Source organism: Actinoplanes octamycinicus (genome assembly GCF_014205225.1).
Lineage (GTDB): Bacteria > Actinomycetota > Actinomycetes > Mycobacteriales > Micromonosporaceae > Actinoplanes > Actinoplanes octamycinicus.
Map to the genome: position 1 here is coordinate 3,582,149 of NZ_JACHNB010000001.1, position 12,380 is coordinate 3,594,528.

The window sequence follows — 12,380 nt, forward strand, 5'->3', positions numbered from 1 at the left end:
GGATTCGTAGGCTGCCAGGCAGAACCGCCGAAAGCGTCGGGAATGTCTAGAACTTCGGCGCGTCCGGGGCCTCCAGCAGCCCCAGCCGCAAGGCGGTCATCAGCGCCTGCGCCCGGTTCGCCGCACCCAGCTTCTCGTAGAGCTTCGAGATGTGCGTCTTCGCGGTCGACTCGGAGACGAACAGCTGCTTGGCGATCCCGGCCACGCTCATGCCGTCGGCGAGCAGCCGCAGCACCTGACCCTCGCGCGGGGAGAGCTGCGGGCCGGACGGGGCGAGCCGGCGCTTCATCGCCTCGGCCAGGTCGGCCGCGGTGAACGCGCTGGGCGCCGACGCCGCGTGCCGGGCGGCCGCCACCACCTCGTCGGCGGGCGCGGTCTTGGGCACGAACGCGCTGGCCCCGGCCTCGAGAGCGCCGAAGAGCTGGTCGTCGCCGGCATACATGGTGAGGACCACGATGCCCATGTTGGCGTTGTTCTTCCGGAGGGCGCGGGTGGCCTCCAGGCCGCTGCCGTCGGGCAGCCGCAGATCCATGATCACGACATCCGGCTGCAGCGCGCCGGCCTGACGCACCGCCTCCGCGGCCGTCGCCGCCTCGCCGACGACCTCGAACTGACGGTCGCGCTCGAATGCGTGTCGCAGCCCCTTACGGATCAAGTCGTGATCGTCGACAAGGAGGACCTTGGTGCGCGTCGTCGGCGCCGGACTGGTCGACATGCTCGGGTTACTCCCCTTCTGGAGCGGAAACGCTATCCCGCACGCTATCGCGCCGAGGCGGGGTTCCGAGCACTACGGCGACGGTTGTCCCGCTGGGGTGTCTTGGGGTGATCTTGAGACGGCCCCGGATGCGCTCGGCCCGCTCGGCCATGATGGTCAGACCGTACCGGCCATCAGGTCGATTGTCGGCGAAACCCTTGCCGTCGTCAGAGACTTCGATCTCCGCGTACGGCGGGTCGACCGTGCACGTGACCCACAGGTTCGACGCGCCGGCGTGCTTGCGCGCGTTGGTGATCGCCTCCTGGGCGATCCGGAGCAGCTCGGCCTCGGTCGCGGCGGGCAGCCGCGCGGTCGACTCGTCGAAGGTGAAGTGCACCCGCAGGCCGGCGCTGGTGCCCAGGGTCCGCGCGTACTCCGCGATCGCGGCGGCCAGCCCGCCGTTGCGGTCCACCTCCGAGCGCAGCTCGAACAGGCTCAGCCGGAGCTCGGTGATCACCCGGGTCACCTCGCCGCGCAGCGCGCGCAGCTCCTCGGCCGTCTCCTCGGCGCCCTCCGGCAGGGTGGCCTGCGCGTTGTCGATGCCGTAACCGACCATCACCAGCTCCTGGGCGACCCCGTCGTGGATCTCCCGGGCCAGGCGCTGCCGCTCCTCGTTGGTGGCCAGCGAGCGGACGTCGTCGAAGAGCAGTGCCGCCTCCAGCCGCAGCGCGGCCGGGCCGGTCACCTCGGTCACGCCCTGCACGACCGCCGACGGGTAGGCGCCCGGGGCGTCCGTCTCCAGGATCACCAGGCCGATCGTGCGGACCCCGGCGACCAGCGGGATCACCAGCGAGGACACCTCGCCGCCGCGGTGCGTGCGGGCCTGCGACCGGCTCGCCACGTGCGGCTGCTGGGTGGCCCAGGCGTCGGCGATCGCCGAGTCGGCGTCGAGCGTGGTCTCCCAGTCCACCCGCTCGGCGCCGGTCTGGGCGAGCACCACCAGGCGGCCGCCGCCGCTGGCCGAGAGCACCGCGGCCCGGTGCCCGGGGGCGACCGCGCGCAGCTCCTCCAGCAGGTGCTCGGAGATGCCGCCCGGGTCCAGGGTCGCGCCCGGCAGCGAGCGGGCCACGCTGCGCAGCTGGGTGAGCAGGCGGGTGGCCTCCGCGTACGGCTGCGGGGTGGGCTCGGCGGGCTGCAGGAACTGGCGCATCGCCTCGGCGGCGAAGGTCACGATCGCGCCGAGCACCAGCCACTGCCCGCCGGCCGCCAGGTAGCCGGTGCCGGCCAGCACGGTCTTCGGATCGGCCAGCGCGCCGCCCAGGACGATCGACACCGCGGCCACGCCGAGCAGCGCGGCGCCCTCGGTCGGTTTGCGGCGCAGCGCCGCGGTGAGCAACGGCACCGCCAGGTAGGGCAGGATCGCCTCGGCGCCGAAGCCCTGGGCCACCCCGTCGGACGCCTCCGCGATCGAGCCGGCCGCCAGGCCGGTCACGATTACCTCGGCGAACCGGCCGGCCGGGGCCAGGATCGGATGCTCGCGGAAGAAGAACGCGGGCAGCGCGGCGATCACCAGCAGGGCGATCCAGATCAGCTGGCGCGGGTCGCCGGTGGCGATCAGGGTGAGCACCGCGACCAGCGCGAGCATGATCACGCGCGACGCGGCTTCGAGCGGACGGATGCGCGTGGATCCGCTGGCTAGGGCTGGCACGTGACGGATGGTAGCGGCCCCGGCCGGCTTCGGCCCATCGGCGACGTCCCCGGGTGCCCGCCGCGGTGGCGATCGGAGCGGCGGCACGCTCGGGGCGGTGGCGCGGTTTGTCGCACCCAGCGGGTAGCCTCCCGTGCATGGCGGACACCTCGACGCAGTCGATCCAGGTCCATGCGCCGCTGGCCAAGGTCGCCGCGGTCATCTGCGACTTCCCGGCCTATCCGGAGTGGGCCGAGGCGATCAAGCAGGTCACGATCGCCGAGGAGTACGAGGACGGCTATGCCGCCCAGGTCACCTTCCGGATCGACGCCGGCGTGATGGCCGACGAGTACACGCTGGAGTACGCGTACGCCGACGACCTCTCCCGGATCGAGTGGCACCTGGTCGCGCCGTCCAAGACGCAGAAGTCCCAGGAGGGCTCCTACGACCTGGTCGAGGGCGCGGACGGCACCACCACGGTGACCTACTCGCTGGCCGTGGAGCTGGCCATCGGGATGCTCGGGATGTTCCGCCGCAAGGCCGAGAAATTGATCATGGACACGGCGCTCAAGGAGCTCAAGCGCCGGGTGGAGAGCCTGCCCGCGGCCTGACGGCGGCGCGCACGAGCTTCTGGCGCCGGGTGGAGAGCCTGCCCGCAGCGATGTGAGGGGGAGCGGATGGCCGGGTCAGCACGCGAGGAGGCCGAGCGGCTGGTCGCCACGATCCTCGCCCGGGCCGCGACAGCCGGGGTCGGCGCCGCGGCGCGAGGCCGCTTCGCCGCGGCGCGGGACTCCTCGCGTACGCGCAATGTCGTCTCGGACGCCGCCACGCTGGTCGGTGGCACCGTGGACGGGTTCTTCGGTGCGCTCAACGACGCGGCCCGGGGTCCCCAGGCGGGCACCCACGCGCCGGGCGGCAGTTGGGCCACCGGCAGCCCGGAGTGCTGCGTCTGCCCGGTGTGCAAGGCGATCGCCGCGGTCCGGGATCCCAGCCCGGAGACCGCTTACAAGATCGCCAGCGGCGCCGGGGACATCGCCACCGGGGCGGCGAGCGTGCTGCGCGGACTGGCCTCGCTGGCCGGGTCGCTGCAGGCCGATCGGGCACGGAAATCACCCGCTGGGGGAGCGACCCGGCCCGCGCCGGAGGAGGCGTGGTCGGCGGCCACCCGCGCGAGCACCCCGGCCTCCGAGCCGGCCACCACCACCGCCACCACCGCCACCGCCGCCTCGGCCGCTGAGCCCGCGTCCGCCTCGGCCGCTGAGTCCGCGTCCGCCTCGGCCGCTGAGCCCGCGTCCGCCTCGGCCGCTGAGCCCGCGTCCGCCTCGGCCGCTGAGTCCGCGAGCGCCTCGGCTGACGGGTCGACCGGAGCTGCTGCGGCCGGCGGGTCTGCCGGGACAGACGCGACGAATGTGGCCGGCGGGTCTGCGGCTACCGATGGGTCCCCTGGGGCCGGAGCGTCCGGCGCCGGCGGTGATCCGTGGGCGGCGGCGACGGCGGCCAGCGCGCGTGAGGCGGAGCAGGCGCGTGCCCGGGCGCGGGCGGCTGAGGAGGCGGTGGCGCGGGCGGTCGCGGAGGCCCGGCGGGTGGCTCGGGCAGCGTTCCCGGGCGGCGCCGCGGATCTGCTGAAGAAGGCCGGCGAGGCTGCGGACCTGCTGAAAAAGGTGGGCGAGACGGTGGATCCGCCGAAGAAGGCCGCCGACTTGCGGAAGACGGCGGGCGAGACCACGGATTCGCCGACCGGGGCGGGCCAGGCCGCGGACGCGACGGCGGAAACGGGCGCTGCTGGCGTACCGCAGGAAAGCGGGCGGACCGCGAGCAAGGTCAGCGGTCGTGAGCAGGGGAAGCCGGCGCCGGAGGCGGCCGAGGTGAAGAGCGCGCCGGGAACGAGCGCGCCGGGAACGAGCGCGTCGGGGGCGAGTGTGCCGGGGACGAGCGCGCCGGAGGCGACGGGCGCCGCGGAAGGACGTGCGCCGGAGGCCGGGAGTGCGCCGGGGACGAGTGCGCCGGGGGCGACGGGCGACGGGGAAGGACGTGCGCCGGAGGCCGGCAGTGCGCCGGGGGCGAGCGCGGCGGGGGCGAGCGGCGGGGCCGGGACGAAACGGAACGGGTCGGGGAGGCGAGTTCCGGGTAATCGGGGGAAAGCGGATTCGGACGTCTGGTCCGTGGTCACCGCGGAGGCCGCCGCACGCGACGCGGCCGCGCACCGTAGCGTGGATCATGACCTGGGCGCCTCGGCGCCCGAGGACCGCGATGCCGCGCCGGGCGACGACGCCCGCGACGGCGACACGGTGTGAACTTGCTTCAGAGGGGACGGGCAGCGTGACGCTGACCATCGGAATCGACGTCGGCGGCACCAAGGTGGCCGGCGGCGTGGTCGACGAGCAGGGCAACGTGCTCGCGTCGAACCGCCGGCCGACGCCGGCGGAGGACCCGGCCGGCACCCGGGACACGATCGTCGAGGTGGCCGCCGAGCTGGCGGAGCAGTATCCGGAGGCGACCGCGATCGGGATCGGTGCCGCGGCGTGGATCGACGCCGCCGGTTCGACCGTGCTCTTCGCGCCGAACCTGGCCTGGCGCGACGAGCCGCTGCGCGACTACGTGTCGAAGGCGGTCGGCCTGCCGACCGTGCTGGAGAACGACGCGAACGTGGCGGCCTGGGCGGAGTTCCGGTTCGGGGTGGCCCAGCACGCCGACGACTCGATGGTGATGATCACCGTGGGGACCGGCATCGGCGGCGGCATCGTGCTGAACGGCAAGCTGTGGCACGGCGCCAACGGCGTGGCCGGCGAGCTCGGCCACATCCAGTCGGTGCCGGACGGGCACCCGTGCGGCTGCGGCCGGCTCGGCTGCCTGGAGCAGTACGCGAGCGGCAACGCCCTGGTCCGGTTCGCCCGGGCCGGCGCCCGCCAGGAGCCGGACCGCGCCGCCAAGCTGCTCGAGCTGGCCGGCGGCGACCCGCTGGCGATCAGCGGCCGGCAGATCACCGAGGCGGCCCGGGCCGGTGACGGCGTGGCGATGGACGCGTTCGCCCAGATCGGCTACTGGCTCGGCGTCGCCCTGGCGGACCTGGCGCAGAGCCTCGACCCGCAGATCCTGGTGATCGGCGGCGGGGTGATCGACGCCGGCCCGCTGCTGATGGGCCCGGCCGAGCGGACCTATCGTGACCAGCTCGCCCAGCGCAACCGCTTCCCGGTCGCCGAGGTGCACGCCGCCCGGATGGGCAACGTGGCCGGTGTGGCCGGGGCGGCGGACCTGGCCCGGCGCGCCTGAGACCGGGTGGTGGGGATGTCCGGGGTGCCGCTGCGGGTGCTCAGCTGGAACGTGCACGGGCTGAAGGACGACCGGGCCGCGCTCGCCGGCCTGGTCCGTGAGCTGGCCCCGGACGTCCTCGTGGTGCAGGAGGCCCCGCGCCGGTTCCGCTGGCGGCACCGGAGCGCCGCGCTGGCCGGCGAGTGCGGCCTGGTGGTGGCCGCCGGCGGGCTGCCCGCGCTGGGCAACCTGCTGCTGGTCAGCCTGCGGGTGGCGATCGGCGAGACCTGGTGCCTGCGCTATCCGCTCACCCCGGGCCGGCACCTGCGCGGCGCGTTCTTCGCCCGCTGCCGGGTGCGCGGGGCGGCGTTCACCGTCTCCGGCTCGCACCTGGCCACCGACCCGGCCGAGCGGCCGGCCCAGGCGATGCACTGGAAAGCCGAGCTGGACACGCTGACCGGCCCGGTGATCGCGGCCGCCGACCTGAACGAGGGGCCGGGCGGCGGCGCCTGGCGCACCGTCGAGGACGGCCTGCTGACCACCAAGGACGACGAGCCGACCTTCCCGGCCACCGCGCCGAGCCGGCGGATCGACGGGATCTTCGTCAGTCCGGACGTGCACATCGAGCGATACGAGATCATCGCGACCGATCGGGCACGTGCCGCGAGTGACCATCTACCGGTCCTCGCGGACCTTCTTCTCCCTTCCGACTGAGCCGCCCGTCTGGCAGGATCGCCGGGTGCACGACTCCCCGGACCCGGGCGACCGCCGCGACGCCGTCTGCGTCGTGGGCGCCGGCGCCAGCGGCCTCACCGCCGTCAAGAATCTGCGTGAGCTGGGCTTCCAGGTGGACTGCTACGAGCGGGAGACCTCGGTCGGCGGCGCCTGGAACTGGCGGCACGACCGCAGCCCGGTCTACGCCGGCGCCCACCTGATCTCGTCCCGGCCGCTCACCGAGTTCCCCGACTTCCCGATGCCGGACTCCTGGCCCGACTATCCGCACCACAGCCAGGTGCTCAGCTACCTGGAGCGGTACTCGGCGCACTTCGGGCTGGGTGAGCACATCTGGTTCGGCACCGAGGTGGTCTCCGCGGTGCCGACCGGTGACGGCGGCTGGGAGGTGACCACCCAGTCGACCGGCGGCGGCGCGTCCCGGACGTCGCGGTACGCCGCCCTGGTGGTGGCCAACGGGCACAACTGGGAGCCGCGGCGCCCGGAGATCCCCGGGGAGTTCCGCGGGCGGGTGCTGCACGCCGCGGCGTACAAGGACCCGTCGCTGCTGCGCGGCCGCAAGGTGCTGGTGGTCGGCGGCGGCAACACCGGCTGCGACATCGCGGTGGACGCCGCCCAGCAGGCGAGCCGGGTGTGGCACTCGACCCGGCGCGGCTACTGGTACGCCCCGAAGTACGTGCTCGGCCGCCCCGCCGACCAGGTCGCTGACCGGCTGCTGCGGTGGCGGCTGCCGGTGCGCCTGCGGCAGTGGCTCTACCGCCGGACGGTGGCGCTGACCACCGGCGACCTGACCCGGTTCGGGGTGCCGGCGCCGGATCACCAGCCGTACGAGAGCCATCCGGTGGTCACCAGCCAGCTGCCGTACTACCTGGGCCACGGGCGGATCACCCCGGTGCCGGACGTGCGGGCGTTCGACGGCCCGGCGGTCGAGCTGGCCGACGGCAGCCGGATCGAGCCGGACCTGGTGATCACCGCGACCGGCTACCGCCCGCGCTTCGAGTTCCTCGCCCCCGAGCTGCTGGACGCCGACGAGCACGGCCGCCCCGACCTGCACCTGCACGCCTTCGCCCGGAAGCACCCGACGCTCGTGGTGATCGGCCTGGTGCAGCCGGACTCCGGGTTGTTCCCGCTGGCCCACTGGCAGAGCGTGGCGGCGGCCCGCTGGCTGCGGCTGCGCCGGACCGACCCGGCGCGGGCCACCGCGGTGCAGCAGAAGGAGTCGGCCAAGCCGCTCGCGGCCTGGTCGCGGCGCCGGGTGGTGAAGACCGAACGGCACTGGTTCGAGGTCGACCACGTCGACTACCTCCGTTCGCTGGAGAGTCTGCTCACCGAGATGGAGCCGGCCGCGTGACCGCTTTTGATCTGATCCGGTTCCGCGATTGGACCGACCCGGTGCCACCCGCCGAGCGGGAGGTCGCCTCGCTGCTGCCGGACGACGACGAGGGCCACCCGCCGGTGCTGTTCGTCCCCGGCCGCGAGCACGGTGCCGCGGTGTTCGCCGAGCACTGGCTGCCGCGGACGGCCGGCCGGGGCTTCCCGGCGCACGCGCTCACCCCGCGCCCCGGCGGTGACCCGCGCGCCCGGGCGCACGACGTGGTGCAGACCGCCGCGTCGCTGCCCCGCCAGACGGTGCTGGTCGGCCATGGGTCCGGCGCGGCGGCCGTGGCCCGCGCGCTGGGCCGCTACCCGGCCCGGGCAGCGGTGCTGGTCGCCCCGGTGCTGGGCACCCCGGTGCCGGGCCTGCCGATGCTGGGCGGCCGGCGCCGGACCGTCCCGCCGCGCCCGGTCGGCGCACCGCCGGTGCTGGTGGTCGGCAGCCCGGACGACAAGGTGGTGTCGCCGAAGGCCCTGGACCGGGCGGCGGCGGCCTACGGCGGCGCGCCGCTGATGTTCCCCGGGATGGGCCACGAGATGATGCTGGAGGACAGCTGGGCCGAGCCGATCGACGCGATCCTGGACTGGCTGACCAAACAGCTCTGACCCCGGGTTCGGCGGTGGCGGGCCGGTGCCACCCGCGGACGTCGCCCTTGCGGGCCGGGCGTTCTGGACGCGCAGCGGCCAGCCCGGCCCGGAAGGGTCCCTGGCGGGAGCGGCGATCGGTGATCAGCGCGGTCCGAGTCAGCGATCTCCTGAAGTTGATCTTATTGAGGGAGACGCTGCGCGAGCCGCCCCGTCTGATCCAGAGCGGTCAGATAGGCCCGCGCCCAGGCGTAGATGTCGTGCTCGGTGAGGTGCCGGCGCATCCCGCTCATCCGGGCCCGCAGGTCGGCCGGGTCCGCCTCCAGGGCCCGCATCAGGGTCTGCTTCAGCCCGTCCAGGTCGTGCGGGTTGACCAGGAACGCGGTGGACAGCTCGGCGGCCGCCCCGGCGAACTCGCTGAGCACCAGCGCGCCGGAGCCGTCCTCGCGGGCCGCCACGAACTCCTTGGCGACCAGGTTCATCCCGTCCCGCAGCGGGGTCACCACCATCACGTCGGCGGTCCGGTAGAGGGCGGCCAGCTGGGCCCGGTCGAACGGCTGGTTCAGGTAGTGGATGGCCGGCTCGCCGACCCGGCCGTACTCCCCGTTGATCCGGCCGACCTCGCCCTCGATCCGGTCCCGCAGGTCGCGGTAGCTCTCCACCCGCTCCCGGCTGGGCACCGCCACCTGGACCAGCACCGTGTCCCGCACCTTCACGTGCCCGTCCCGCAGCAGCTCCCGGTACGCCGTGAGCCGGTGCTCGATGCCCTTGGTGTAGTCCAGCCGGTCCACGCTGAGCAGCACCCGTTTCGACTCGCCCAGGTCGTGCCGCAACTTGCCGGCGTGCGCCACCACGTCCGGCCGGGCGGCCAGCGCGGCCATCTCGGCCACGTCGATGGAGACCGGGAACGCCCCGGTCCGCACGGTCCGGCCGCCGACGTGGATGGCGTGGTCGCCGGTCTCCGCGCCGAGCAGTTTCTGCGCCAGCTGGGCCAGGTTGTGCGCGGCCTGCTCGCGCTGGAAGCCGACCAGGTCCGCGCCGAGCATCCCGTGCAGCAGCTCGACCCGGCGGGGCAGCTGCATGAACAGCTCGGGCGGCGGGAACGGGATGTGCATGAAGAAGCCGATCAGCAGGTCCGGCCGCAGCTCCCGGAGCATCCGCGGGACCAGCTGCAGGTGGTAGTCCTGCACCCAGACCGCCGCGTGCCGGCCGGCCACCTCGGCGGCGGCCTCGGCGAACCGCTGGTTGACCGCCCGGTAGGTGTCCCACCACTCGCGCTGGAAGACCGGCTGCTGCACCGCGTCGTGGTAGAGCGGCCAGAGCGTGGAGTTGGCGAACCCCTCGTAGTAGCCGCGCTGCTCGTCGGCGGTCAGCGCGACCGGGCGTAACCGCACATTGCCGACCGTTGGTAACCGAGGGCCGGGGGCCTGGCCGCCGCCCCAGCCCACCCAGGTGGCCGGGGCCTGCTGGAGGATGGTGTGCAGGGCGCCGGTCAGCCCGCCCGGGCTGCGCCGCCACTCACAGGCCCCGTCCGGGGCGGCGTTGTCATCGAGCGGCAGACGGTTGGCGACGACCACGAGCGAACTTCGGCGCATCACCGTAGGTTACCGGCATAACACCCATGTTTGTCGATGCGACCGGTTCAGACCACCGCGCCGTCGTCGAACTCGTCGTCGTCGTCACCCGAGCGCAGCCGCCAGACCAGGGTGGCCGCGCCGCCGACGATCGCCGCGAAGCCGACCACCATCACGAACGTCGGGTCGATCGGGATCAGCGTGGGGAACAGGAACAGCACGAAGCCGAAGATCACCCCGAGGACGCCGGCCATCGCGTACTTCGAGATGTGCGGCAGCGGCGGGGGAGGCGGCGGGACGTAGCGCTCCTCCTCGTCGTCGTCCTCGGCCGCCGGGGGCGGCTCGTAGGGGTCGACGACCGGGTGGAAGACCAGCTCGGCCGGCCGGTCGGTGCGCCGCCGGTTGTGCGGCGGGTCGGGCTGCTCCGGCTTGCTGGTGCCCTCGGCCTCCGGCCAGGGCGCCGCGTCCGGGTCGACGGTGGTGTGGAAGCCGGCGATGATCTTGTCCCACTCGGCGTCCACCTCGGCCTGCGGCCGCGGCGGGGCCGGCGGCTCGGCGGGCGGGGTGGCCGGCTGGCCGCCGGTCACCTGGTGCAGGTGCTCGCGCGCGGTCTCCAGATGCGTCCGGTCCACATAGAGCCGGTCGATCGGCCGGGCCGGCAGGGTGGTCGCCCGCAGGATCGGGTTGAGGTCCGCGGTGGGTTGCAGATAGGCCGCGATGCCGCCGGCCGCGAGCACGTCGAGCAGGTGCTCACCGACGCGTGGATCCACGTCGCCCGCGACCGCGTAATCGGTCGCGTCGAGCCCGTTGTCCCGCCGCCCGCGCCGGGCGCCGCCCGCTGTCACCGATGCACACCCCCCTCGCCGACCGTGCCTTGAATGGTGACACGGCATGCGCCTGTTGCGGGAGTGCGTTGTGGCGTGCCGCTCCCGCTTCGTACGCTTCACCTCGCCCCGGGACGCCGGCGGCATCCGCTGAAAGGACGGCAGTGTTCTACTGGCTGCTCAAGTTGGTGGTCCTCGGACCCGTGCTGAAGCTCGTCTTCCGCCCCAAGGTCGAGGGCCTGGCGAACGTTCCCCGGTCCGGCCCGGTCATCCTGGCCTGCAACCATCTCTCGTTCTCCGACTCGATCTTCACTCCATTGGTGATGAAGCGGAAAGTGACCTTCGTCGCCAAAGCTGAATACTTCACCGGCAAGGGGATCAAGGGCTGGTTCTCGCGGATGTTCTTCGTCGGCGCGGGGACCATCCCGGTGGACCGTTCGGGTGGCGAGGCCGCCCAGGCGGCGCTGGACACCCTGCTGCGGGTGCTGCGCGAGGGCAACGTGGCCGGCATCTACCCGGAGGGCACCCGGTCGCCGGACGGCCGGCTCTACCGCGGCAAGACCGGGGTGGCCCGGCTGGCCCTGGAGAGCGGCGCGGTGGTGGTTCCGGTGGCCCTGCTGAACACCGACGAGATCCAGCCGACCGGCACGCTGATCCCGACCGTCAAGCGGGTCCGGATGCGGATCGGCAAACCGCTCGACTTCTCCCGGTACGCCGACTCGCGCGGGGACCGGTTCGTCGAACGGGCGATCACCGACGAGATCATGTTCGAGCTGATGGCGCTCTCCGGCCGCGAGTATGTCGACGTCTACGCCTCGAAACTCAAGGAAGTGCAGCCGGCCTGAAGATCAAGACCGATTTCCGGTACGCCCGGAGCGCTCGCCCCGTGGCCGGCTGCGCTGCCACGGGACGCTCCGGGCGTACCGTCAAGCGGGTTTGATCTTGAGCTAGTTCATCCCGGCCCGGCGTTTCAGCGCCTGCACGTCGGTGACCACGATCCGGCGGCCCTCGGTGCGCAGCCAGCCGCGGTTGGCGAACGAGCCGATCGCCTGGTTCACGCTCTGCCGCGAGCCGCCGGCCATCTCGGCCAGCTGACTCTGGTTCAGCTCGATGGTGATCATCGGCGCCTGGCTCTCGCCGGAGAGCCGGACCAGCGTCTTGGCCACCCGGCCGGGCAGGTCCAGGAAGACGTGGTCGGCGTTCTGCTCGGTGAGACGACGGATCAGCCCCCCGACTGATCGCATCACCGCGTCGAGGATCCGCGGGTTCGAGTGCACCAGGTCCATGAAGGCGGCCCGGGACAGCGACAGCGCCTGGGAGTCCTCGATGGCCTCGGCCGAGGCGCTGCGGGTGGACGCGTCGAGCAACGACACCTCGCCCAGCACGTCCGGTGGTCGGACCACGGTGAGCACGGCGCGCTCACCGGTCGGCGCGGTGCGGAAGACCGCGACCGCGCCTCGTTTCATAATGATCAGGGAGTCCCCCGGGTCGTGCTCGACGAAGAGGATCTGTCCCTTCCGGTAGTGACGCGGAACCGCGGTGGCGATGACCCGCTGTCGGACATCCGGCTCAAGCCCGGCGAACATCTCCACGCCGGTAAGCGCGTCGCCGGAATCCGGCATGCGATGGTCCACGGCGTTATCCCTCCCCCCAGGGGGACC

General features: G+C 73.5%; 12 protein-coding genes. 7 read left to right on the forward strand and 5 right to left on the reverse strand.

The window, feature by feature from the left end; genetic code table 11:
• Window positions 1-46: 46 nt before the first annotated feature.
• Window positions 47-715, reverse strand: a complete 669-nt coding sequence (locus BJY16_RS16075) for a response regulator transcription factor (protein ID WP_014688640.1) — start codon at window positions 713-715, stop codon at window positions 47-49.
• Window positions 716-722: 7 nt separating this feature from the next.
• Entirely contained in the window at window positions 723-2,402 is a 1,680-nt protein-coding gene (locus BJY16_RS16080; RefSeq protein ID WP_185040236.1) for a sensor histidine kinase, read from the reverse strand.
• Between the two features lie 137 nt (window positions 2,403-2,539).
• Between BJY16_RS16080 and BJY16_RS16085 the strand changes: the two genes are divergently transcribed.
• The 6 genes from BJY16_RS16085 (at window position 2,540) to BJY16_RS16110 (ending at window position 8,342) form a co-directional block, all read left to right on the forward strand.
• A complete protein-coding gene (locus BJY16_RS16085; RefSeq protein ID WP_185040237.1) occupies window positions 2,540-2,992 on the forward strand; it encodes an SRPBCC family protein in 453 nt (150 codons plus the stop codon).
• 66 nt (window positions 2,993-3,058) lie between these two features.
• The gene (locus BJY16_RS16090; RefSeq protein ID WP_185040238.1) at window positions 3,059-4,675 is read left to right on the forward strand and encodes a hypothetical protein; all 1,617 of its coding nucleotides are present in this window, start codon (window positions 3,059-3,061) and stop codon (window positions 4,673-4,675) included.
• A 25-nt stretch (window positions 4,676-4,700) separates the two neighbouring features.
• On the forward strand, window positions 4,701-5,651 hold the full coding sequence (locus BJY16_RS16095) for an ROK family glucokinase (RefSeq protein ID WP_185040239.1): 951 nt from the start codon (window positions 4,701-4,703) through the stop codon (window positions 5,649-5,651).
• A 15-nt stretch (window positions 5,652-5,666) separates the two neighbouring features.
• Window positions 5,667-6,344, forward strand: coding sequence for an endonuclease/exonuclease/phosphatase family protein (locus tag BJY16_RS16100; RefSeq protein WP_185040240.1), 678 nt, complete (start codon window positions 5,667-5,669; stop codon window positions 6,342-6,344).
• Between the two features lie 25 nt (window positions 6,345-6,369).
• The gene (locus BJY16_RS16105) at window positions 6,370-7,713 is read left to right on the forward strand and encodes a flavin-containing monooxygenase (RefSeq protein WP_185040241.1); all 1,344 of its coding nucleotides are present in this window, start codon (window positions 6,370-6,372) and stop codon (window positions 7,711-7,713) included.
• A complete protein-coding gene (locus BJY16_RS16110) occupies window positions 7,710-8,342 on the forward strand; it encodes an alpha/beta hydrolase (RefSeq protein ID WP_185040242.1) in 633 nt (210 codons plus the stop codon). Before BJY16_RS16105 ends, BJY16_RS16110 begins: the two co-directional genes overlap by 4 nt.
• A 161-nt stretch (window positions 8,343-8,503) precedes the next feature.
• Here BJY16_RS16110 and BJY16_RS16115 read toward each other — a convergent pair whose 3' ends face one another.
• Window positions 8,504-9,916 carry an alpha,alpha-trehalose-phosphate synthase (UDP-forming) gene (locus BJY16_RS16115; RefSeq protein ID WP_185040243.1) on the reverse strand — a complete coding sequence of 471 codons (1,413 nt, stop codon included), beginning with the start codon at window positions 9,914-9,916 and terminating at the stop codon, window positions 8,504-8,506.
• Between the two features lie 47 nt (window positions 9,917-9,963).
• Window positions 9,964-10,740, reverse strand: coding sequence for a DUF308 domain-containing protein (locus BJY16_RS16120; protein ID WP_185040244.1), 777 nt, complete (start codon window positions 10,738-10,740; stop codon window positions 9,964-9,966).
• Window positions 10,741-10,883: 143 nt separating this feature from the next.
• On the opposite strand from BJY16_RS16120, the gene BJY16_RS16125 reads away from it, so the two are divergent.
• On the forward strand, window positions 10,884-11,564 hold the full coding sequence (locus tag BJY16_RS16125; RefSeq protein ID WP_185040245.1) for a lysophospholipid acyltransferase family protein: 681 nt from the start codon (window positions 10,884-10,886) through the stop codon (window positions 11,562-11,564).
• Between the two features lie 102 nt (window positions 11,565-11,666).
• Here BJY16_RS16125 and BJY16_RS16130 read toward each other — a convergent pair whose 3' ends face one another.
• Window positions 11,667-12,341 carry a Crp/Fnr family transcriptional regulator gene (locus tag BJY16_RS16130; protein WP_221502724.1) on the reverse strand — a complete coding sequence of 225 codons (675 nt, stop codon included), beginning with the start codon at window positions 12,339-12,341 and terminating at the stop codon, window positions 11,667-11,669.
• Between the last annotated feature and the right edge of the window lie 39 nt (window positions 12,342-12,380).